This window comes from Streptomyces sp. NPDC017991 (genome assembly GCF_044328075.1).
Lineage (GTDB): Bacteria > Actinomycetota > Actinomycetes > Streptomycetales > Streptomycetaceae > Streptomyces.
Genome location: NZ_JBIRGP010000003.1, coordinates 483,063 through 504,747 on the forward strand (window position 1 = coordinate 483,063; position 21,685 = coordinate 504,747).

Sequence of the window (21,685 nt, forward strand, 5' to 3'; positions counted from 1 at the left end):
CGGCCAGGGAGTATGAACCTCAGCCCGGTGATGGCTGGCGTCAAAGATTGCGCAGTTCCCCGCGCCCCTAAAGGCCGAAAGCCGGCCCCGCCAGGGGCGCGGGGAACTGCGCGGGCAACCCCCACCCGGCCGCAGGCATGCGCACCCCGCACCCCGCCGCCGTCATCGACGTTCGGTGCGGCTGGAAATGGGTTCTTGTCGGGGTGGGGGAGGGGCCTAAGAATGCGCATGACAAAAACGGGAAGTGGCCGGAAGATCTTCGGCCGCTCACGTCACACGAGGGGACCCCCCACATGAAAAAGCCTCTCCTTGCCGCGCTCGGCGCCCTGATGATCACAGGGACGGGCCTGGCAGCACCGGCGGTGGCCGCCACAGAGACGAAGACCGACACCGACGCACCCGCGGCCGTCCAGGCCGTCACCTTCGCCGGCACCGTCTCGCTCAGCAACTGCTCCGGCTCCGTCGTGCGCTTCCCCGACTCCGAGGACGACGACCCGGCGCTGGTGATGTCGAACGGCCACTGCCTCGAAACCGGCTTCCCCGCGGCCGGCGAGGTCATCGTCGACCGGGCCTCCACCCGCACCTTCGGCCTGCTGAACTCCGCCGGCACCCGTGTCGCCACCCTGCGCGCCAGCAAGATCACATACGCCACCATGACCGACACGGACGTCTCGCTCTACCAGCTCACCACCACCTACGGGGCGATCAAGACCTCGTACGGCATCAGCCCGCTGACCCTCAACGACACGCACCCCGTCGCCGGAACCGCCATCACGGTCGTCTCCGGCTACTGGAAGCGCACGTACGCCTGCAACGTCGACGGCTTCGCCTACCGCCTCAAGGAGGGTGCCTGGACCTGGAAGGACTCGGTCCGCTACACCTCCGCCTGCCAGACCATCGGCGGCACCTCGGGCTCACCCGTGATCGACAACGCCACCGGCAACGTCGTCGCCGTCAACAACACCGGCAACGAGGACGGCGGACGCTGCACCGACAACAACCCGTGCGAGGTGGACGCGAACGGCACGGTCACCGTCCGCGCGGGCATCAACTACGGCCAGGAGACCTACCAGATACCCGCCTGCTTCGGCCTCGACAGCAAACTCGACCTGAGCGCCGCCGGCTGCACCCTGCCCAAGCCGTAACCGGCCCAAGCTGTAACCGGTCGGTCGGCGGGCGGTCAGCTGGTGGTCCGGCGGACCGCCCGCCCCGCCAGCACATCCGTCCGCCGCCCGTCCTCGACGACGAACCGCCCGTCGATGAGGACATGCGGGATGCCGGTCGGCAGCGCCCGCGGGACCTCGAAGGTCGAACCGGCGGCCACCGTCCGCGGATCGAAGAGAACCAGGTCCGCCCGGTACCCCTCCCGCACCAGCCCGCGGTCGGCCAGCCGCAGCCGCGCCGCCGGCCGCGACGTCAGATGGGCGACACACTCCTCCAAACTCAGCACACCCAACTCCCGCACATACCGCCCGAGGTACTGCGGAAAGGTGCCGTACGCCCGCGGATGCGGCTTGTCACCCCGCAGAATGCCGTCCGAGCCGCCGGTGTGGACGCGGTGCCGCATGATCGTCTGCACGTTCTCCTCGTGCCCCACGTGCTGCAGGATCGTCGAGCCGAGACCGTCGTCGAGCAGCAGCCGACGCGCCGTGGTCCAAGGCGCCTCGCCACGCGCGTCCGCGGACTCCTGGACCGTCCGCCCCACATAGGACCCGAGCGCCGGATCGGCGACACCGGAAATCTCGATGGTGTCCCATTCGATGGGCACGCCATGACACCCGTCCGACCCCACCACCTCCATGTGGTGGCGGATCCGCCCGGCGTTCTCCTCGTCCCCCAGCCGGGCCAGGGTGGCCTCCGGCCCGCCCTCACTCGCCCAACTGGGCAGCATCGCCACAAGCGTCGTACAACCAGGCGTGTACGGGTACGTATCGAGACTGATGTCCGCCCCACCGGCCAGCGCCTCATCGAGGAGGGTCAACAGCTCGTGGCCCTTCCCCTTGTTCACGCCGAAGTTCATGGTGGCGTGCGCGAGATGGAGTGAGCACCCGGCCTCCCGCGTCAGCTCCACCATCTCCCGGTACGCCTCCAGGGCACCGGCGCCGTACGACCGGTGATGCGGGCAGTAGTAGCCGCCGTACTCGGCCACCACCCGGCACAGTTCGGTCAGCTCGGCGTCCTTGGCGTACATACCGGGGGTGTACGTGAGCCCCGACGACATGCCGACCGCGCCCTCACGCATCCCGTCGGCGACCAACTGCCGCATCCGCCGCAGCTCGTCAGGTGTCGCCTCCCGGTCGTCCCAGCCGACGGCGAGCATCCGCACAGCGCCCTGCGGAATCAGATAGGCGGCGTTGACGGCGATGCCCTCACCACCGAACCCATGGTCCAGACGATCCAGGTACTCACCCACGGACCGCCAGCTGAAGTCGATGTCGTCCCCGCTGCCGTTCCAGCCGGTGATCGCGCGGCGCACCTCGGCCAGCGTGCGGTCGTCCACGGGGGCGTACGACAGCCCGTCCTGCCCGATGACCTCCAGCGTGACCCCCTGGGCCACCTTCGCGCTGTGATCGGGGTCCCGCAAAAGGGCGAGATCGCTGTGCGCGTGCATGTCGATGAACCCGGGAGCCAGCACGAGCCCCTCGGCATCCACCACCCGACGGGCGACGGGCCGCAGACATCCCGCGGCAGCCGCCTCCTGCACCACGGTCGTGATCCTGCCGCCCTCGATACCCACGTCGGCCCGGAAGGACGGATCTCCGCTGCCGTCGACGACGTCCACGTCACGGATGACGAGATCCAGCATGGCGAGCTCCTAGAAATAGGTGCGGACGTAGTCGACGACAGTGCCGTCCTGCTCCACCACGGGGATCAACTGCCACTTGTCGAACGAGGTACAGGGATGAGAGAGCCCCATCCCCACCCAGTCACCGACCTGGAGCTCAACCCCCGCGCCCGTACGAATCCAGGCATGCTGATCGGACAGCGAGCTAATGCTGACGCCATCCGCCCGCAGCTCCCCACCCTCCCCGCCCTCTCCCCGCACCACCTGCACGACGGGCAGATCCAGATCGTAGGCGGCATCGCGCTTGCCGGCGTTGGCGAAGGCCTGCTCGGCCGAGGGCCGGGAGACGATTTGAGCCCAGAGTCGGAAGGCAGGCTGCAGAGCACCCTCCTCCGGAACCCGGACGAAGGGCGTCACCTCCCGGTAGTGCCCGTCGTCATGGGAGACGTAGGCACCCGAGCGCAGCAACTTCAGCGCAGGAAGCGACAGTTCGGGCAGCTCGGCGAACACGTCGGCCACAGCGTCGAACCATGCACTGCCCCCCGCGCTCACCACGATCTCGTCCAGCCCCGCCCCGGCGAACCGCCCCGCCTTGTCGAACTCCACGGCCAGGGCGGTGAGCCGCCGCAGCCAGGCCCGCACCCGCTCGGGGTCGGCGTCCGGCACCTCACCCTCGTACCCCGCGACCCCCACCAGCCGAAGCGTCTCCACACCGGCCACGGCGTCGGCGACGACCCCGCACTCGGCCTCGGTCCGCACCCCGGTCCGAGCACCCTCACCCGCCGCAAGCTCGACGACGACGTCCACGGGCGGCGAGGAGACCCCCCGCAGCGCGGCGTCCATCAGCTCGACACCCCGCACGGAGTCGACATAACAGACGAACCGGAACTCAGGATCGGCGGCCAGCTGGGCGGAAACCCACGCGAGGGCGGCCGAATCGACCAACTCGTTGGCCAGAAAGACACGCTGGACACCGAAAGCGCGGGCCACCCGCACCTGATGCGGCACGGCAAGCGTGATGCCCCAAGCCCCATGCTCGATCTGCCGCCAAAAGAGCTGGGGAGCCATGGACGTCTTGCCGTGCGGAGCGAAAACGAGACCATGACGCTCCGCGTACGTCTCCATGAGCCGCAGATTGTGCTCAAGCCGCTCGGCGGAGAGGGCGAGCAACGGCGTGGTGAACCCACCGCTGAACAGATTGCGGCGCTCGGCGGCCAGCTCACCGACGGTCAGCCCCTCGGCATCGGGCGGCAGACCCTTGAACCGATGGTCGACAGGCTCATCGGCGAGCGAGGCAAGACGTTCCCTGCCACGAGCAGAGACGGAGTCGGCGGCCATAGAGCGAGCCTCCTTCATAGAGGCCATTGCATCCTCCGCAACAGCCATTGCGTATCGCGCTTACTGCTGTCTAACATCTCGGCCAACGCCGGGTCAACGGAGCCGCCCAGACCCACGGCAGAGACAGGAGCCCCGCCGCCGTGACCCGCACCGGACCGCCCGAACACGACGACCCCCAGCGCCCTCCGGCCGCAGCGGAGGTCGTCACCCTCGGCGAGTCCATGGTCACGTTCCTGCCCTCCCGCCCAGGCCGCCTCGCCGACGTACCGTCCTTCGAGCGCGCGATCGGCGGCGCCGAATCCAACGTGGCGTGCGTACTGGCAGCCGCGGGCCACAGCACGCGATGGGTCAGCAGGGTCGGCGCGGACGGCTTCGGCGACCACCTCCTGGAGACGATCGCGTCCTACGGCGTGGACACCTCCGCCGTACAACGCGACCCCACCCGCCCCACCGGCATTTACTTCCGCACGGCCGGCGACAGAGCGACAGACGCCCACGAGGTGGCGTACTACCGCACGGGCTCCGCAGCCTCGGCGATGTCCCCCACCACCGTCGACCTCAAGGCCCTGTACGCGGCGGACATCCTCCACCTCTCCGGCATCACGGCAGCCCTCTCCCCCACCTGCCTCTCCCTCCTGACAACCCTCACAACGCCCCAGCCCCCCCACCAACCCCACCCCACCAGCCCCCGTACTCCCACCCCCACCCCCACGCCCACCCCCACCCGCCCTCCCACCCCCGCCCGCCCCTTGATCTCCTTCGACGTCAACTACCGGGAGGGGCTCTGGCCGGACGCCAGCACGGCGGGTGCCACCCTCCTCACCCTGGCCCGCGGCGCGGACCTGGTCTTCGTGGGCGAGGACGAGGCCGAGGAGGCCTGGGGCATCACAGGCGGCCCGACGGCCATCCGCGCGGCACTCCCGGAACCCCAGGTCCTGGTGATCAAAAACGGCAGCCGAGGCGCCACGGTCTTCGAGTCATCGCCGCACCCGCACCCGCACCCGCGCACGGACGCGAGGGGGCGTACCGGGGGGTGTTCGCCCGCAGGCGCCGGTGCGTCAACCGCCCTCCCCTCCAAAGCCCCCTGTTCCGCACCGGACCGAGGACGGACACCCCCCGGTACGCCCCCGCCCCACCCCGCACGCGAGGGCGACACCGTGACCGCCGCCCCCGCCCTCAACGTGGACGTAGTAGCCCCAGTGGGAGCAGGCGACGCCTTCGCGGCAGGCTTCCTCTCGGCAACCCTCCGCGGCCTCCCGCCCAAACACCGCCTCCGCCACGGCCACCTCATGGCCGCCGCGGCCCTCACCGTCCCCGGAGACCTGGGCACACCCCCCTCCCGCGCCTACGCCGACCGCCTCGCAGCCCTGGACGACACCGCGTGGGGGAGACTTCGTCTCGGCCCCGGCTGGACGAACACCGCAGACCGGGCCCAGGAGGAGGTACCGACCCCATGAGCCAGACAGTCGACCGAGCGCTGAGCATCCTGCCGCTGCTCGCCGAGGGCCCCGCCGACCTGGGCCAGGTCGCCGACCGCCTAGGTGTCCACAAGTCAACCGCCCTGCGACTCCTCCGCACGCTCCACGAACACGGCCTGGTGTACCGCCAGTCCGACCAGCGCTACCGCCTGGGCGCCCGCCTCTTCGCGCTGGCCCAGGAAGCCGTGGAGAACCTGGACGTCCGCGAGATCGCCCACCCCCACCTCGTACGCCTCAACGAGAACTGCGGCCACACCGTCCACCTGGCCGTGCACGAGGACGGCGAAGTCCTCTACATCGACAAGGTTGACAGCCGCTACCCGGTCCGCATGTACTCCCGCATCGGCAAACCGGTCGCCATCACGGTCGCAGCCGTCGCCAAGCTGCTCCTCGCCGACCTCCCCGAACCCGAGCGCCGCACCTTCGCGGAGAAGCTCGACTACCCCATGTACACGTCCCGTTCGACCCCCAGCGCCCCCGCCTTCCTGCGGGAGCTGGACAAGGTCAGGGAACAGGGCTGGGCCACCGACCTCGGAGGCCACGAGGAGTCCATCAACTGCGTGGCCGCCCCCATCCGGGGCACCGACGGACGCGTAACCGCAGCCATGTCCGTCTCCGCCCCGAACGTCGTGGTCACCGCGGACGAACTCCTCACACTGCTCCCCCTGGTCCGCCGCACCGCGGAGGCCATCAGCGCCGAATACTCAGGCAAGAACCCGACGAAGGAACCCAGCTCATGACCGACAAGACCGCCCTCACCCCGAAGACCCACACCACCCCGCCCGCCAAGTTCTCGCACGGCGTCAGGAAGGGCAACATCCTCCAGGTGGCGGGCCAGGTCGGCTTCCTGCCCGCGGTGGAGGGCCAGCCGCCGACCCCCGCGGGCCCCACCCTGCGCGAGCAGACCCTCCAGACGCTCGCCAACGTCAAGGCAATCCTCGAAGAGGGCGGCGCCTCCTGGGACGACGCGATGATGATCCGCGTCTACCTCACGGACGTAGACCACTTCGCCGAGATGAACGCCCTCTACAACGCGTACTTCGAGGAGCAGAACCTCACCGCACCCCCGGCGGCCCGCACCACGGTCTACGTGGGCCTGCCCGCAGGCCTCCTGATCGAAATCGACGCTCTGGCGGTACTGACCGCATAACTCAGCCCACCCCTCCCACCCTCCCCTCCCTCCCCTCCCTCCCCCTCCCAAAAAACCCGCACCACGTACGGCGATACCCCCTGCCCAAAAACAGCATGCTCCGAAATCGAGGCCCTCCCCATGACACCGCTCCTCGCAGCAGCCCCACCAGCCCCGGAAACCCCACCCCACACAGGAGGCCTGCTCCTCCTCCTGGACGGCACGGCAGGACTCCTGACCGTCGCGGCCCTGGGCATCATTCTTCTGCTGGTCCTGATCATCAAGGTCAGACTCCAGCCGTTCGTCGCCCTGCTGGCGGTCTCCATAGCCGTCGGCCTCTCGGCCGGCCTCTCCGTCACGGAACTCTTCGGCACGGTCCAGAGATCGGCCTCCGTCTCGATGATCGAGTCGGGCATGGGCGGCATCCTCGGCCACGTGGCGATCATCATCGGCCTCGGCACGATGCTGGGCGCGATCCTGGAGGTGTCGGGCGGAGCCGAGGCACTCTCCACCCGCCTGCTGAACCTCTTCGGCGAGAAGCGCGCCCCGCTCGCCATGGGCCTCACCGGCCTCATCTTCGGCATCCCGGTCTTCTTCGACGTGGGCATCTTCGTCCTGGCGCCGATCGTCTACGCCGCCGCCAAGCGCTCGGGCAAGTCGATCCTGCTCTACTGCATGCCGCTGCTCGCGGGCCTGTCGATGACGCACGCGTTCCTGCCCCCGCACCCCGGCCCGGTAGCGGCCGCAGGGCTGTTCAAGGTGGACCTCGGCTGGGTCATCCTGATGGGCATCGTCGTAGGCATCCCGGCCGTACTCGCGGCCTGGGCGTACGCGGCCTGGATCGGCAAGCGCCTCTTCGTCCCCGTACCGCAGGACATGCTGGAGGCGGCGGACGAGGCGAAGGCCGCGGTGGCGGAGGAGCGCGCGGCACGCCGAGCGGCAGCGCGCTCCACAGGAGGGCCCGCCAACACAGCAGGCACGGGCGAAGCAGCCGTCGCCGCCACCACGACCCCCGACGACTACGCGGAGGAAGCGGTCCCCCTCCCCACGGTCTTCCTCATCATCGGCACACCCCTGCTGCTGATCCTGGCCGCGACGTTCTCCTCGATCGCGCTGGACCCCTCGACCTTCCGCTCGGTCGTCGAGTTCTTCGGGCACCCCTTCGTCGCGCTGACGATCGCGCTGCTGATGGCGTACTACCTGCTGGGCATCAGGCGAGGCTGGTCCCGCAAGTCCCTGGAAACGGTCTCCACGTCATCCCTCAAGCCGGTGGGCAACATCCTGCTGGTGGTGGGCGCGGGCGGTGTCTTCGGCGCCGTACTCAAGGGCTCGGGCATCGCGGACGCACTCGCGGACACCTTCAACGACGTGGGCCTGCCGGTCATCGTGCTGGCGTACCTGATCTCGGTCGTCCTGCGAGTGGCCCAGGGCTCGGCAACGGTGGCCATCGTCACCACAGCGGGCATCGTGGTCCCGCTGGTCGAGGGCCAGGACCTCTCGCAAGCGCACCTGGCACTGATCATCATGGCGATCTCGGCCGGCTCGATCTTCGCCTCGCACGTCAACGACGGCGGCTTCTGGATCGTCGCCAAGTACTTCGGCATCTCCGAACGCGACACCCTCAAGTCGTGGACGGTCCTGGAGACGGTGCTGTCGGTGGCGGGCTTCGCGATGGCGGCGGCACTGAGCGTCTTCATATAACGATGTAGCGGGACGAACCGGAGTCCGACTGTTCCTGACACAGGATCGTCGACCATACTGCCCGCTGTGGAGCAGCGCATAGGACCCAACATCCAGCCCCTGCAAGGTGCCGCGGTCGACCCGGCGGCCGTGCCCGGCATCACGGGCCCGCGCCCCGCCGAGCCCGCCGCCACCGACCCCGGCACCGCCGGGCCGAAGGCGACGAAGGAGGAACAGGAACCCTCCGACGCGAAGGCCCCCGACGACGGGCCTTCCGCCAAGGACTCCTCGGGCGAGAAGTCCCAGAAGTACCAGGAGTCCCAGGAGCACAGCGAACCCGAGGAACCCGAGGAGCCCGAGGAGCCCGAAGAGGTCCGGGCCCCGGACGGCGCCCCGGTCTTCGAGGCCGCCGACCGCCGCGCGAAGATCGTCGCGGACCACAAGGGCGTACGGCTGACGCTGGACGACCAGGAGGCCGAGTTCCGCTGGGATGAGATCGGCGCGGTGGAGACGGAGACCCCGCGCTTCGGGAAGCGTTTCACCATCACGGTGCACACACCCGACCGCCGCTGGTACCCCCTGGAGATCGAGGCGAAGTCACGTTCCGACTTCAAGGTGTGGGAGGAGGACCTGGACAAGGTCCTGGACACCTACTTCGAGGAGACCGAGGACGAGGAAGCCCCGGAGCCGAGCGTCCCGTAAGGGGAGTGGGGAGCTGCGCGCCCGGCCACGACGGACGCGCAGCTCCCCACCCACTTCAAGTCACCCCGCTCAACTGCAGTACTGCGTCTCCTTACCGATGGACCGATACATGCAGTCGGAGTTCTCCAGGAGCTGCAACACCGCGTCCCGGTTCCGCGAGGTCTCCCGCTCGATGACCTCGTCGGGCGGATAGAACCCGCCCCCGCCACTGGACGACGGATACATCTCGAAGGTGTACGCGAAGATCTTCTGACTGCCCCAGAGGTAGTCGTCGATCGACCCGTCGGTGATGTACAGGTCGCTCGCCTGCTCCGCCGTGTACCCGTTGCTGGCGGCCATCTTCTGCCCGACCGCGGCGAACGCGTTCCGGTCGTCCACCGTCATCCCGGTCGCGGTGTCCGCGGTGGTGTACCCGAAGGGCCACAGCACCAGCTCGCTGTACGTGTGGAAGTCCACGCCGGCCTTGATCTGCTGGGTGCCGCCGACGACCCGGCTGCGGACGAAGTCGGCGACGACCTTCACCTCGGGCGCGGACTCGGGCGAGGCACCCCGGTAGGTCTCGGACGAGGTGGACCCGGACGACCCGCCACAGCACCCCCACCGGTAGTTCCAGTTGCGGTTCAGGTCGGTCCCCACAGCGGAACTGCCGGTGTTGGGCTGCCGATTCTTCCGCCAGGACCGGTACGCGCCGGTGGCGATGTCGTACTCGCCGCCGTCCGGATTGAGATCCGGCACGATCCAGATCTCCCGGTTGTTCACCATGTTCGTGACGCGGGAGTCCGACCCGTACCCGGCACCCAGCTCCCGCAGCAGATAGAGCGCCATCTCCACGGTGAGGTGCTCGCGCGCGTGCTGGTGGTGGGTGAACAGCACCTCGGGCTCGGATTCGTCGGTGGCGACGTTGTCGCTGATCTTGACGGCGATGATGTCCCGGCCCTGGTACGACTTCCCGATCACGCGCTTGCTCATGATGCCCGGGTAGGCCGCCAGCCGCTGGTTGATCTCCGTGTTCATCTCGGCGTAGTTGTGATAGCGCGAGTCGGCGGAGGGGAAGTCGAGGACGCCGACATCGGCGGCGCCGGACCGGTCCGGGGCGGCGCCGAGCGAGGTGACCTCGTACCCCAGCCGCCGCAGTTCCTTCGCCTGGGACGCGCGACCCGAGACGACGACCGTCTCCTCATCGGCCTCGTCGATCGAGACGCCCGTCCGCGCGATCGCCGTACGGACGGCGGAGGTGCTGCCGTGCACATGGATCTCGTACTGGCGGATCTCGTCCGTGTCGGAGGCGGGAGCCCTGCCGGGGGCGGCTCCCGCGTCGGTCATGGCGGCGACGGGCGCCGCGAGAGCCAGCGCGAGGAGCGTGGCGAGAGCAGCACTGCGCCGCCCACGTCTGTCACGAAATCGCATGGATCCTCCTGTTGTCTCCAGATCCGGGATCACCGGAAATGTGGGGATTGGAGCGGGGGATGGCTGTGCGGTGTGGCGCTCATCGTGGAGCCATGGCATGTTCGGGTCAAGGTAATCCCGGAAGCCGACACCGGAATCAGGCCGAAATCGAACCCCTCCCACCGCTGGACCGCACCTCGACCACCGCTGGACCGCCCCTCGACCCGCCCCTGGACCACTCTTCGACCACCCCTCGAACAGGCGGTTCACGCTGTGCACATCAGGTGGGAATCGGCGCACGCCCCCTTGTGCCCCGGATCTCTTTACGCTTTCTTGATCGGCATGGCGGACACCTCGGGACACGCGGACACCAGGGGCTCGGGCGGCACGGCGGGACCCCCGGGAGGAACAACGGCACCAGGGCCATCGGGAAAAGACGGGGCCGTCCCTCGTAGATCCAGTTGGAAGTACATCGGCCCCGGCATCGTGGTCGCCGCGACCGGCGTGGGCGCGGGCGACCTCGTCGCCACCCTGATCGCGGGCTCGAACTTCGGCTACACCCTCCTGTGGGCCGCCGTGATCGGCTGCCTCGTCAAGATCTCGCTCGCCGAGGCGGCGGGCCGCTGGCACCTGTCCACCGGCCGGACGCTCTTCGACGGCTGGGCGAGCCTCGGCCGCTGGACGTCATGGTTCTTCGTCGGGTACGTCGTGATCTGGGGCTTCGTCTACGGGGCGGCGGCCATGTCCTCGTCGGGCCTGCCCCTGCAGGCGCTGTTCCCGGACGTCATGGACCTCAAGTGGTGGGCGATCCTGACCGGCCTGGTGGGCCTGGTCTTCGTCTGGTTCAACAAGTACGCGGTCTTCGAGAAGGTCATGACCGTCCTGGTGGGCGTCATGTTCGTCGTCACGGTCTATCTGGCGATCCGCGTCACCCCCCACCTGGGCGAGGCGTTCGCGGGCCTGCTGCCGGTCCTGCCCGACGAGAAGGACTCGATCCTCAACACGCTCGGCCTGATCGGCGGAGTCGGCGGCACGATCACGCTCGCCGCGTACGGCTACTGGGTCAACGCGAAGGGCTGGACGAACACCGGCTGGATGAAGGTGATGCGGCTCGACAACCGCGTCGCCTACATCACCACGGGCATCTTCGTCATCGCCATGCTGTTCGTGGGCGCGGAGATCCTGCACTCCTCCAACATCGCGATCGCGAGCGGCGACAAGGGCCTGATCCAGCTCGGGGACATCCTGGAGGACGAGTACGGCACGGCGACCGCCAAGTTCTTCCTCATCGGCTTCTTCGCCACGTCCTTCACCTCACTGATCGGCGTCTGGCACGGCGTGAGCCTGATGTTCGCGGACTTCGTGGAACGCTTCCGCAAGGACAGGGCCGCGGCAAGGACCGCGAACGCCGACGCGCCCCCGAACCAGGCCCCGGCCCCGGCCTCCGCCTCGGGCGAGGAAGTGGCATCCGGCACCCACGAGAAGTCCTGGCCGTTCCGCGCGTACCTCCTCTGGCTGACCTTCCCACCCATGGTCCTGCTCTTCGAGGGCCAGCCCTTCCGCCTGATCATCCTGTACGGGGTCCTGGGCGCGGCCTTCCTCCCCTTCCTGGCCCTCACCCTGGTCTGGCTCCTCAACTCCTCCCGCACACCACCCGAGTGGCGCAACGGCCTCCTGAGCAACGCCATGCTGACGATCGCGGGCCTGCTCTTCGTCGTCCTGTGCGTGAAGCAGATCTGGGACCAGCCGTGGGCGGACTTCTTCTAGTGCCGAAGGCGCCGCACCGGTGCGTACACACCGGTGCGGCGCCAAAAGGTGAAGGTGCGGGTGCCCGCCGCTACGGCAGCGCGTGCACGTGCGGCCCCACCGCGTTCGACCACGCGTTGCCCGCCGTGGCGTCCCAGTTCGTGGACCAGGTCATCGCGCCGCGCAGGTCCGGGTAGGTCCTGGACGGCTTGAAGGAGCCGCAGTTCGTGCCCTTGGCGAGGCAGTCCAGGGCGTTGTTCACGACGGTCGGGGATACGTATCCGCTGCCCGCGCCGCGCGTCGACGCCGGGACGCCGAGGCCGACCTGGGACGGCGCGAGACCGCCCTCCAGCTGGATGCAGGCGAGGGCGGTCAGGAAGTCCACCGAGCCCTGCGAGTACACCTTGCCGTCGCAGCCGAGCATCGAACCGCTGTTGTAGTACTGCATGTTGACGACCGTGAGGATGTCCTTGATGTTCAGGGCCGTCTGGAAGTACGTGTTCGACGTGGACTGCATGTCGATGGTCTGCGGTGCCATCGTGATGATCAGCGAGGCGCCCGCCTTCGCCGACAGGGACCGCAGCGCCTGCGTCATGTACGTGGCGTTGAGACCGTTCTCCAGGTCGATGTCGACGCCGTCGAAGCCGTACGTCTGCATCAGGGAGTGGACGGAGTTGGCGAAGTTCGCCGCGGACGCGGAGTCGTTCACCGCGACCGTGCCGCGCTCGCCGCCGATCGAGATGATCACCTTCTTGCCCGCGGCCTTCTTGGCCTGGACGTCCGCCTTGAACTGGTCGACGGTGTAGCCGCCGAGCCCGGCCGAGTCGAGGTTGAAGGTCACGGCGCCCGGCGTGGAGGTGGCGTCCGCGAAGGACACCGCGATGATGTCGTACTGGGACGGGACGTCGGAGATCTTCTGGACGGCCGCACCGTTGTTGAAGTTCTGCCAGTAGCCGGTCACGGCGTGCTTGGGCAGGGTGCCCCCGCCGCCCGAGGACGCCTTGGTGGTCCCGGTGACCGCGGTCGACCTCGCGGACTCACCGGCCGTGTTCGTCGCGGTGACCTGGAAGGAGTAGGCGGTGGAGGCGGCCAGCCCGGTGACCGTGGCCGAAGTGCCGGTCACCGCCGCGACCTTCGTACCGCTGCGGTAGACGGTGTAACCGCTCGCGCCCGACACCGGGTTCCAGGCCAGGGAGACGGAGGAGGAGGTCGTGGAGGCCACGTTCAGGCCGGCGGGTGTCGCGGGGACCACCGGGTCGGGGTCGCCACCGCCGCCCCCGTCGGGTCCGAACACGGACACGTCGTCGGCGAAGTAGGCCGCCTGCCCGTACCAGCCGTGGGTGTAGACCGTCACGGACGTGGTGTTCGCGCCTGTCGTGAAGGAGGTCGTCAGCTGCTTCCAGGACGAGGAGTCCGGGGTCCACGTCGACACGTCGGTCGTGCCCGTGCCGCTCGCGCCGAGGTACGCGTACCCGCCCTGCACCCAGGCGCTCAGCGTGTACGTCGAGTTGGCCTTCACCGCGACGGTCTGGCTGCAGCGGGCGTTGTCCTGCCCGGCCGGGGTGGCCTTCAGGGCCGCCGCACCCCCGTGCACGGGGGAGGAGACGGTGGCACCGCTGGCCGCCGAACAGGTCCAGCCGGAGAGCCCCGACTCGTAGCCGGCGTTCTTGGTGTTGTTGACGTCCGCGGCCGAGGCCTGGCCGGCACCGGCGAGGGAGAGGGCGGACGCGGCGAGTACGGCGGCGAGGGCGCCGGCCCATGTCCGTCTGCGTCTGGGCATGCCTGCTACGCGGTCCACTGGGGCCTCCGGTGGGGGAGTGGGGGTGGGGGAGCGAGGGAGGGGACAAGGGCCTGTTGGGCAGGTCCTGACACGGTGGCCACCGTCGCCTCTCCAAGCTGGTCCAGACCAATCAGGTTGTCAAGACCTTTGGCGAGGCCAACGCCTCTGCGGGGGCGCAGAGTTGAGGTATGCGTGGATCACTCTGTGTGGATCACGTCGCACGTTGCGTGAATTGATCTCAAGGATCCGGTGTTGAGCGGCGCATGCCGTGGATAAGGTGCAGTTGCGGAAGGGCGCCACAGTGGCAAGTTGTGTCCGTCCGTGAGGGATTGATGGCGACATCCACGACAACAATCAGGCGATACAGGGGCGATCTGGGACGCGGTTGACCACCCCGTCCCAGTGAACGGGGTGGTGTGCAGCGTGCCGACCGCGATAGCCGTCACCAGTTCCGATCTGGTGCTCCCGCCGCACGACCGGCAGACCCCGCCCGCCGTCGTCCAGCCCCTCGACACCCTCGAAGCCTCCCTCACGGCCATGCACGCGCTCATCGAGCAGCACGGCTATGTGATCGCGCTCTACCCGTCCTCCGCGCCGGCCGGCGTGATCCGGCGGCTGCACGCCGTGCGGTCCGTCCTGGAGAGCGACCGCATCGCGCTGCTCGCCCTCGACCTGCCGCCGCTCGGTCTCGCCCTGCTCGCCCAGCAGCTGCGCCAGCTCTCCGTCTGCGACTTCAGCCCCGGAGTGCTGGCCTCCTCCGCGCGGCTGCTCGCCCACTACATCTACTCGGGCGCCCTGCTGAACTCGGTCGCCAGGCTGGACCGGATCCCGGTCTCGCTCAAGTCCCACGCCAAGTCGTGGGTGCCGGGAGCCCAGTTCGCCGTACTGGCCACTCCGCGGCCCCAGTTGGTGCGCGTCGGGCAGGAGGAGCTGGCCGGGCCCGAGTTCGGGACGCGGATGCTCGTCGCGGCCGGGCAGCTGCCCGCCGACTGGCTCACCGGGACGCTCGCCCCCGCCTGGCACGTACAGGGGGTCGCGACCGTGCCGCTGCCCGCCGAGTCGGCCCGCTGGTGGGGCACGGGCAAGGTCGCCGAGTTCGCCGCGGGCCTCTACGACGTGTCCGTGCTCTACCAACTGGTCTCGTCCGTACGGCGCGAGGAATGCCACTGGTGCGGTCTCGAACTCATCGGGGACCGCTGCGGTTTCTGTGCGGCGCCGTTGCCGGCCTCGTCGAACGAGCTTCCGACGGCCGTCGCGCGGGCAGCCTCTTCGGTACGCGCCCTGCCCCGAGGGGCTACGTGAACCCCGCACGTCAGGCGCGTACACCTGAATAACGGTGAATATCTTGCAGTACCCCCTGCTACCGGTGAATACCCCTTGAACTCGGCACCGCCCCCACGAGGTGAGATGTAGTGAACTCGCGCCAGCGCCGCGGCGTCATCCTGCTGGTCCTCTCGGTCCTGTGCGCCGTGGGCGCCTTCGCCGGAGTGCTCTCGGTGATCCGCGACGTGAACTCGAAGGTCGGCCCCGAGGTCACGGCATACCGCCTGAAGGACGACATCGCGCCCTACAAGGAGCTGTCGGCCGACCAGTTCGAGAAGGTGTCGATGCCCGAGCGGTGGCTGTCGTCCACCGCGGTCACCCGCCTCTCCCAGGTCCGCGGCAAGATCGCCGTCACGCAGCTGAAGAAGGGCTCGCTGCTCCAGACGGACATGATCGTCGACCGGCCCTCGCTGCAGGCGGGCCAGCAGGAGATCGCGATCCTGATCGACGCGGCGACCGGTGTGGCGGGCAAGATCAACCCGGGCTCGCGGGTCAACATCTACGCCACGTTCAAGGACGAGAGCGACAACGGCAAGGACCAGTCGAAGGTCATCGTGCAGAACGCCCGCGTCATCGACGTCGGCAAACTGACCGCGCTCGACCCCGGCCAGTCCAGCAACGACCGCCGCCGCACCGCCAACGAGGCCGTCCCCATCACGTTCGCCCTCGACACCGCCGACGCCCAGCGCGTCGCGTACGCCGAGTCGTTCGCCGAACACGTCCGCCTCGCCCTGATCGCGGGCGGCGCCGACGCCACCGTCGCCCCCGGCGACCGCTCGTACACCCTCGACGAGGACAAGTAGGAGGCCGTGATGCGCTCAGTCCCTCCGAGGCCGCGCCGCGCGAGGTCACGCCGATGACCATCCGCATCCTGCCCGCCGTCGGCGACATCGACTCGGCCCGCGCCCTCAGCACCCTCCTGAGCCAGCTCGCCGACACCGAACCCGCCCCGCCGGTCCCGGACACCACGGCCCTGCTGGACACCCTCGCCCGGCTGGCCGCCGAGTCCCTCGACGAACTGCCCGAAGTCGTCCTGGTCCACGAGCGGATCGGCCCGGTCCCCGCGCTCGACGTCATCCGCGACCTGGTCATGCGCTTTCCGGCCGTCGGCGTCGTCCTCATCACCGCCGACACCAGCACCGGCGTACTGACCGCCGCCATGGACTGCGGGGCGCGCGGCATCGTCGGCCTGCCGCTCGGCTACGACGCCCTTGCCGAACGCGTCCAGGCCGCCGCCGCCTGGTCCACCGGCATGCGCCGCCACCTGGGCAGCGCGGCCCCCGAGCTGTACACCGGACCGGGCGGTTCGATCGTCACGGTGACCGGCGCGAAGGGCGGCGTCGGCGCGACGGTCACGGCCGTCCAGCTCGCCCTGGCCGCCCAGGCCTCCGGCCGCTCGGTCGCCCTGCTCGACCTGGACCTCCAGTCCGGCGACGTGGCCTCGTACCTGGACGTGCAGTTCCGCCGCTCCATCGCCGACCTCGCCGCGATCAGCGACATCAACCCGCGTGTCCTCCAGGACGCCGTCTTCGCCCACGACACCGGGCTCGGCCTGCTCCTCGCCCCCGCCGAGGGCGAACGCGGCGAGGAGATCACCGACCGGGTCGCCCGGCAGGTCCTGGGCGCCCTGCGCTCCCGCTACGACCTCGTGGTCGTCGACTGCGGCGCCCAGCTGAACGCCGCGAACGCCGCCGCCGTCGAACTCGCCGACCAGGCCCTGCTCCTGGTCACCCCCGACGTCGTCGCCGTCCGCGCCGCCAAACGCATGGTCCGCATGTGGGACCGCCTGCAGATCCGCAAGGCCGAGGAGACCCGCACGGTCGTCAACCGCTTCTCCCGCGGTACGGAGATACAGCCGTCCCTGGTCGAACGCGTCACCGGCACCAAGGTCGTCCGCACCACGGTCCCCGCGGCCTTCAAGGAACTCCAGTCCGTCGTGGACGCGGGCCGCATGCAGGACCTGGACGCCCGCTCCACGGTCAAGCAGGCACTGTGGGCCCTGGCGGGCGAGCTGGGACTGATGGCCGAGCAGCCCGCGGGCGGTGGTGGCGGCCGTCGCCGTAAAGCCTCCCCGGACAAGGACAGGGGCTCCCTCTCCCTGCGCCGCAAGGGCGGTGACCGGGGCGCGGTCACCCTCGAATTCGCCGGCATGTTCCCGATCCTGCTGGTCCTGATGACGATCCTGTGGCAGTGCGCGCTGTACGGCTACACGTACTCCCTGGCCGGGAATGCGGCGGACGAGGCGGCACGGGCGGCGACCGCGGCGTACGCGGTGGACGGGGACGTCGGCGGTGCCTGCGGCGCCGCGGGCGCGGAGCACCTGCCGGGCGCCTGGGACGGCGCCGGGATCGACTGCGGCGTCGAGGGGCCGGTCATGAAGGCCACGGTCACCGCTCAGGTGCCCCTGTTCTTCCCCGGGTTCGACGCGGGCTGGACGGTCGAGGGCACGGCCGGAGCCGCACTGGAGGGGGACGACTGATGAAGCGCCTTCCGCGGCTCTTTCGGAAGCGGTTACGGGACGGCCGGGGCGACCGGGGCGTATCCATGCTGGAGTTCGCCGGATTCCTGCCGATCCTGCTGCTGGTCGGGATGGCCGCCATCCAGCTCGGCCTGATCGGCTACGGCATCAACCAGGCCGGTTCGGCGGCGCGGGCCGCGGCGCGGGCCGCCTCGCAGGGGGAGGACGGGGGAGCGGCGGGCGCGGCCTCGGTGAGCGGATGGCTCGACCCGCAGGTGAACGCCCCCGAGGGCACCGGCGACCTCACCACCGCGACGGTCACGCTCCAGGTCCCCGCCGTCATCCCCCTCCTGCCGAGCGTGACGGTGGAACGCCACGCCACGATGCCCACCGACGACTGACCGCACGACCGCACAGCCGACCGACCGCTTGACCGCTTGACCGCTTGACCGAGAGGAGTTGAAGACATGAGCCTGCGAGCCCGTATCGCCGCCCCCGAAGAGGGCGGAGCCGGTCGCGAGGACGGACACCTCGTCGCCGTCTACCGTGCCAAGCTGCTGGAGGAGATCGACCTCGCGGAGATGTCGAGCCTCGCGGCCGCCGAACGGCGCATACGCCTGGAGCGCGTCCTCGGGCACATCATCAGCCGCGAGGGCCCGGTCCTGTCGACCACCGAGCGCTCCCAGCTGATCCGCAGGGTCGTCGACGAGGCCCTCGGCCTCGGCGTCCTGGAACCCCTCCTCGCCGACGTGTCGATCACCGAGATCATGGTCAACGGCCCGGACTCCATCTTCGTGGAGCGCGCCGGACGCGTGGAACAGCTCCCGCTCCGCTTCGCCTCGAACGAGCAGCTGATGCAGACCATCGAGCGCATCGTCTCCACGGTCAACCGCCGCGTGGACGAGTCGAACCCGATGGTCGACGCCCGCCTCCCCACCGGAGAGCGCGTCAACGTCATCATCCCGCCGCTCTCCCTCACCGGCCCCACCCTCACGATCCGCCGCTTCCCGCGCGCGTACACGCTCCCCGAACTCATCGGCCTCGGCTCGCTCGACGAGCAGATGCTGTTGCTGCTGGCCGCGTTCGTCCGGGCCCGTTTCAACGTCATCGTCAGCGGCGGTACGGGCTCGGGCAAGACCACCCTCCTCAACGCGCTCTCCGGGCTCGTCCCGTCCCACGAGCGCATCATCACCATCGAGGACTCCGCGGAACTGCAACTCCAGCAGGAGCACGTGATCCGCCTGGAGTCCCGCCCCCCGAACGTGGAGGGCAAGGGCCAGATCACCATCCGCGACCTGGTCCGCAACTCCCTGCGCATGCGGCCCGACCGGATCATCGTCGGTGAGGTCCGCGGCGGCGAGACCCTCGACATGCTCCAGGCCATGTCGACGGGCCACGACGGCTCCCTCGCGACCGTCCACTCGAACTCCGCCGAGGACGCCCTGATGCGCCTGCAGACCCTCGGCTCGATGTCCGAGGTGCAGATCCCCTTCGAGGCGCTCAAGGACCAGATCAACTCCGCGGTCGACGTCGTCGTCCAGCTCACCCGGCACGCCGACGGCTCCCGCAAGGTCACCGAGATCGCGCTGCTGGTCTCGCACGGCCGCGAACAGTTCCGCATCGTGCCCGTGACCCGCTTCGTCCCGCGCCCCACCGGCCCCGACCGGGTCGTCCACGGCCGCTTCGAACACCTCCCGCTGCCGCGCTCGGTCGCGGAGAAGCTGTACGTGGCCAACGAGCCGCTGCCGCCCGCTTTCGGGGTGGCGGAGGCGGGGGCGACAGACGTCCTCAACACCCGGCAGGCGATCGGATGACACCCACAGGAGCCCCTGCCACCACCGGAACCACTGGTACCACCGGGACGACCGGAACCACTGGATCCACCTGCGTCAGTTCAGCCGTCACAGTCCCGACGACCGAGAGGAGCGAGCCGTGAACAACGCGGTCCCCCTCGCCCTCGGCGCCACCATGCTGTGCGGCACGCTGGCGGTCGCGGGCGTGCACACGTACGCGTCCGGCCGCGCCCAGCGCCAGGCCCTCGTCGACCGCCTCTCCGGCGGCGGCCCCCTGCGCACCGCCGCCGGCCGGGCCCGCCGCTTCGCCGCCGTCGACCGCCGGCTGCGCCGCACCGGTCTGGGCCGCACGATCCAGCTGCGCCTGTCGGCGACGGGACTCGACGTGACGGCGGGCGAGTTCTTCACGTACGTGGCCGCCGTGGTCGTCGCGCTCTGGCTGATCGCGGCCGCGGCCCTGGCCCCGTTCTTCGGCCCCATCGCGGGCCTGGTCGGCGTGTGGAGCGCCGCGATCTTCCTCAACTGGCAGCGCCAGAAGCGCATCGAGGCCTTCATCAACCAGCTCCCGGACGTGGCCCGCCTGCTGGCCAACGCGGCGGCGGCGGGCCTCGCCCTGCGTACGGCCCTGGCGATGGCGGCGGAGGAGCTGGAGGCTCCGGCGGGGGAGGAGCTGGCCCGGGTCGCGGACCAGCTGACCCTGGGCCGCTCGGTGGACGACGCGCTCGGCGAACTGGCCGAACGCCTCCCCTCCCGCGAACTCGTCGTCCTGGTCACCACCCTGGTCCTGTCCAACAAGGCGGGCGGCACGGTCGTCAACTCCCTGCGGAACCTCACCAAGACCCTGGAGGACCGCAAGGAGACCCGCCGCGAGGTCCGCACGATGCTCTCCGAGGTCAACGCGACGGCCTTCACCGTGCCCCTCCTCGGCCTCGGCTCGCTCCTCCTCGTCAACTCGTCGAACGAGGGCGCCCTGGCGAAGGTGACCGGCTCCCCACTGGGCCAGACCCTGGTGCTGATCGCCATGGGCCTCTACACGATCGGCTTCTTCGTGATCCGCCGCCTGGGCAGGATCGAAGTATGAGGAGGGGACGAAGTATGAGGGGCAGACGAGGGATGAGGAGCGGACGGACGAGGAGGGCATCAGGATGATCGCTGTGCTGCTCGCCGCGCTGATGGGACTGGCCGTCGGAGGCCTCCTCCTCGGCATCCGCATGTACCGCGCGGAGGCCAAGCTCCCCGGCGACATGGCCCTCGCGCTGGAGGTCGGCGGCACCCGCGTCTCGAAGGCGGAATCGGCCGTCGACCGCCTCGGCATGCGCTTCGCCCCGCTCGTACTGCGCCTGATGGGCCCCCGCCGCGTCGACGCCAAACGGCGCCGCATAGACATGGCGGGCAACCCCGGCGGCCTGACCCTGAACCGCTACGCGGCCCGCCGGGCGGTGTACGGCGTCTTCGGCGCCCTGCTCTTCCTGGTCTTCCTCGGCAACGGCCGGACGCTTTTCGCCCTGATGGCCCTGGCGTTCGGCCTGCTGGCCGCCGACGCCCTGATCTGGCAGGCGATCCGCGAACGCAAGGAGGTCATCGACCGCACCCTCCCCGACTTCCTCGACGTCCTGGCGGTCGTGGTGTCGGCCGGCCTCGGCTTCCGCCAGGCCCTGGAGCGGGTCGCGGACCACTACGAGGGCCCATGGGCGGACGAACTGCGCATCACCCTGCGCCAGATGGACATGGGGGTGAGCCGCCGCCAGGCCTTCGACGAACTGCGCAGGCGCAACTCCTCCGAGCAGGTCGCCCAGTTCGTCTCGGCACTGCAGCAGGGCGAGGAACTGGGCTCCCCGATCGCGGACACCCTGATCCAGCTCGCCACGGACATGCGCCGCACCGACGCCCAGAACTCCCGCCGCCGGGCGGCGAAGACGATCCCCAAGGCAACGATGGTCACCCTGGTCTTCATGCTCCCGGCCACGATGATCCTCATCGCCACGGGCATGTTCCTCGGCTCGGGAACGAACTTCGGCTCGATCCTGGGACGCTGAGATGAGGGCCGGCAGCTGGAAGCAGGGGTGGCCCCGTAAGGGGCGTGGGGA

General features: G+C 69.8%; 18 protein-coding genes. 14 read left to right on the forward strand and 4 right to left on the reverse strand.

What is annotated here, in order from left to right:
* The first annotated feature begins 293 nt into the window (after positions 1–293).
* Positions 294–1,145 carry a serine protease gene (locus ACH4DZ_RS10660; protein ID WP_398286648.1) on the forward strand — a complete coding sequence of 284 codons (852 nt, stop codon included), beginning with the start codon at positions 294–296 and terminating at the stop codon, positions 1,143–1,145.
* A 35-nt stretch (positions 1,146–1,180) separates the two neighbouring features.
* On the opposite strand, the gene ACH4DZ_RS10665 is transcribed toward ACH4DZ_RS10660, so the two are convergent.
* Together ACH4DZ_RS10665 and ACH4DZ_RS10670 are read right to left on the reverse strand one after the other, a co-directional pair.
* Entirely contained in the window at positions 1,181–2,806 is a 1,626-nt protein-coding gene (locus ACH4DZ_RS10665) for an amidohydrolase family protein (protein WP_398286649.1), read from the reverse strand.
* A gap of 9 nt (positions 2,807–2,815) precedes the next feature.
* Complete coding sequence (locus ACH4DZ_RS10670) at positions 2,816–4,123, reverse strand: amino acid deaminase (RefSeq protein ID WP_398286650.1); 1,308 nt, start codon at positions 4,121–4,123, stop codon at positions 2,816–2,818.
* A gap of 221 nt (positions 4,124–4,344) precedes the next feature.
* On the opposite strand from ACH4DZ_RS10670, the gene ACH4DZ_RS10675 reads away from it, so the two are divergent.
* The 5 genes from ACH4DZ_RS10675 (at position 4,345) to ACH4DZ_RS10695 (ending at position 9,112) form a co-directional block, all read left to right on the forward strand.
* Entirely contained in the window at positions 4,345–5,580 is a 1,236-nt protein-coding gene (locus ACH4DZ_RS10675) for a sugar kinase (RefSeq protein ID WP_398287066.1), read from the forward strand.
* On the forward strand, positions 5,577–6,341 hold the full coding sequence (locus ACH4DZ_RS10680; RefSeq protein ID WP_398286651.1) for an IclR family transcriptional regulator: 765 nt from the start codon (positions 5,577–5,579) through the stop codon (positions 6,339–6,341). Before ACH4DZ_RS10675 ends, ACH4DZ_RS10680 begins: the two co-directional genes overlap by 4 nt.
* Positions 6,338–6,751 (forward strand): RidA family protein, encoded by a 414-nt coding sequence (locus tag ACH4DZ_RS10685; RefSeq protein ID WP_398286653.1) that lies wholly within the window; start codon positions 6,338–6,340, stop codon positions 6,749–6,751. The genes ACH4DZ_RS10680 and ACH4DZ_RS10685 overlap by 4 nt, the downstream gene beginning before the upstream one ends.
* 120 nt (positions 6,752–6,871) lie before the next feature.
* A complete protein-coding gene (locus tag ACH4DZ_RS10690) occupies positions 6,872–8,431 on the forward strand; it encodes a GntP family permease (RefSeq protein ID WP_398286654.1) in 1,560 nt (519 codons plus the stop codon).
* 66 nt (positions 8,432–8,497) lie between these two features.
* Positions 8,498–9,112, forward strand: a complete 615-nt coding sequence (locus ACH4DZ_RS10695; RefSeq protein ID WP_398286655.1) for a hypothetical protein — start codon at positions 8,498–8,500, stop codon at positions 9,110–9,112.
* Positions 9,113–9,181: 69 nt separating this feature from the next.
* On the opposite strand, the gene ACH4DZ_RS10700 is transcribed toward ACH4DZ_RS10695, so the two are convergent.
* Entirely contained in the window at positions 9,182–10,519 is a 1,338-nt protein-coding gene (locus tag ACH4DZ_RS10700; protein WP_398286656.1) for a M14 family metallopeptidase, read from the reverse strand.
* A gap of 321 nt (positions 10,520–10,840) precedes the next feature.
* Between ACH4DZ_RS10700 and ACH4DZ_RS10705 the strand changes: the two genes are divergently transcribed.
* Positions 10,841–12,265: an Nramp family divalent metal transporter gene (locus ACH4DZ_RS10705; protein WP_398286657.1), complete on the forward strand. Its 1,425-nt coding sequence runs from the start codon at positions 10,841–10,843 to the stop codon at positions 12,263–12,265.
* A 70-nt stretch (positions 12,266–12,335) separates the two neighbouring features.
* Here the strand turns inward: ACH4DZ_RS10705 and ACH4DZ_RS10710 are convergent, their stop codons facing one another.
* A complete protein-coding gene (locus tag ACH4DZ_RS10710) occupies positions 12,336–14,024 on the reverse strand; it encodes a chitinase (RefSeq protein WP_398286658.1) in 1,689 nt (562 codons plus the stop codon).
* 423 nt (positions 14,025–14,447) lie between these two features.
* Here ACH4DZ_RS10710 and ACH4DZ_RS10715 point away from each other — a divergent pair, with 423 nt between their 5' ends.
* The 7 genes from ACH4DZ_RS10715 (at position 14,448) to ACH4DZ_RS10745 (ending at position 21,634) form a co-directional block, all read left to right on the forward strand.
* A complete protein-coding gene (locus ACH4DZ_RS10715) occupies positions 14,448–15,326 on the forward strand; it encodes a hypothetical protein (protein ID WP_398286659.1) in 879 nt (292 codons plus the stop codon).
* 110 nt (positions 15,327–15,436) lie between these two features.
* The gene (gene cpaB / locus ACH4DZ_RS10720; RefSeq protein ID WP_398286660.1) at positions 15,437–16,150 is read left to right on the forward strand and encodes a Flp pilus assembly protein CpaB; all 714 of its coding nucleotides are present in this window, start codon (positions 15,437–15,439) and stop codon (positions 16,148–16,150) included.
* 53 nt (positions 16,151–16,203) lie between these two features.
* A complete protein-coding gene (locus ACH4DZ_RS10725) occupies positions 16,204–17,826 on the forward strand; it encodes a CpaE family protein (RefSeq protein WP_398286661.1) in 1,623 nt (540 codons plus the stop codon).
* A complete protein-coding gene (locus tag ACH4DZ_RS10730) occupies positions 17,826–18,206 on the forward strand; it encodes a TadE family protein (RefSeq protein ID WP_398286662.1) in 381 nt (126 codons plus the stop codon). The genes ACH4DZ_RS10725 and ACH4DZ_RS10730 overlap by 1 nt, the downstream gene beginning before the upstream one ends.
* 66 nt (positions 18,207–18,272) lie before the next feature.
* A complete protein-coding gene (locus ACH4DZ_RS10735; RefSeq protein ID WP_398286664.1) occupies positions 18,273–19,619 on the forward strand; it encodes a CpaF family protein in 1,347 nt (448 codons plus the stop codon).
* A 154-nt stretch (positions 19,620–19,773) separates the two neighbouring features.
* Positions 19,774–20,679 carry a type II secretion system F family protein gene (locus tag ACH4DZ_RS10740; protein ID WP_398287067.1) on the forward strand — a complete coding sequence of 302 codons (906 nt, stop codon included), beginning with the start codon at positions 19,774–19,776 and terminating at the stop codon, positions 20,677–20,679.
* Between the two features lie 64 nt (positions 20,680–20,743).
* Entirely contained in the window at positions 20,744–21,634 is an 891-nt protein-coding gene (locus tag ACH4DZ_RS10745) for a DUF5936 domain-containing protein (RefSeq protein ID WP_398286665.1), read from the forward strand.
* The last annotated feature ends 51 nt before the right edge of the window (positions 21,635–21,685 follow it).

What these genes read in the sequence shown, in the direction of transcription:
- ACH4DZ_RS10660 (WP_398286648.1), top strand. Translation starts at nt 294, where the DNA reads ATGAAAAAGCCTCTCCTTGCCGCGCTCGGCGCCCTGATGATCACAGGG.
- ACH4DZ_RS10665 (WP_398286649.1), bottom strand. Translation starts at nt 2,806, where the DNA reads ATGCTGGATCTCGTCATCCGTGACGTGGACGTCGTCGACGGCAGCGGA.
- ACH4DZ_RS10670 (WP_398286650.1), bottom strand. Translation starts at nt 4,123, where the DNA reads ATGGCCGCCGACTCCGTCTCTGCTCGTGGCAGGGAACGTCTTGCCTCG.
- ACH4DZ_RS10675 (WP_398287066.1), top strand. Translation starts at nt 4,345, where the DNA reads ATGGTCACGTTCCTGCCCTCCCGCCCAGGCCGCCTCGCCGACGTACCG.
- ACH4DZ_RS10680 (WP_398286651.1), top strand. Translation starts at nt 5,577, where the DNA reads ATGAGCCAGACAGTCGACCGAGCGCTGAGCATCCTGCCGCTGCTCGCC.
- ACH4DZ_RS10685 (WP_398286653.1), top strand. Translation starts at nt 6,338, where the DNA reads ATGACCGACAAGACCGCCCTCACCCCGAAGACCCACACCACCCCGCCC.
- ACH4DZ_RS10690 (WP_398286654.1), top strand. Translation starts at nt 6,872, where the DNA reads ATGACACCGCTCCTCGCAGCAGCCCCACCAGCCCCGGAAACCCCACCC.
- ACH4DZ_RS10700 (WP_398286656.1), bottom strand. Translation starts at nt 10,519, where the DNA reads ATGCGATTTCGTGACAGACGTGGGCGGCGCAGTGCTGCTCTCGCCACG.
- ACH4DZ_RS10705 (WP_398286657.1), top strand. Translation starts at nt 10,841, where the DNA reads ATGGCGGACACCTCGGGACACGCGGACACCAGGGGCTCGGGCGGCACG.
- ACH4DZ_RS10710 (WP_398286658.1), bottom strand. Translation starts at nt 14,024, where the DNA reads ATGCCCAGACGCAGACGGACATGGGCCGGCGCCCTCGCCGCCGTACTC.
- ACH4DZ_RS10725 (WP_398286661.1), top strand. Translation starts at nt 16,204, where the DNA reads ATGACCATCCGCATCCTGCCCGCCGTCGGCGACATCGACTCGGCCCGC.
- ACH4DZ_RS10730 (WP_398286662.1), top strand. Translation starts at nt 17,826, where the DNA reads ATGAAGCGCCTTCCGCGGCTCTTTCGGAAGCGGTTACGGGACGGCCGG.
- ACH4DZ_RS10735 (WP_398286664.1), top strand. Translation starts at nt 18,273, where the DNA reads ATGAGCCTGCGAGCCCGTATCGCCGCCCCCGAAGAGGGCGGAGCCGGT.
- ACH4DZ_RS10740 (WP_398287067.1), top strand. Translation starts at nt 19,774, where the DNA reads ATGCTGTGCGGCACGCTGGCGGTCGCGGGCGTGCACACGTACGCGTCC.
- ACH4DZ_RS10745 (WP_398286665.1), top strand. Translation starts at nt 20,744, where the DNA reads ATGATCGCTGTGCTGCTCGCCGCGCTGATGGGACTGGCCGTCGGAGGC.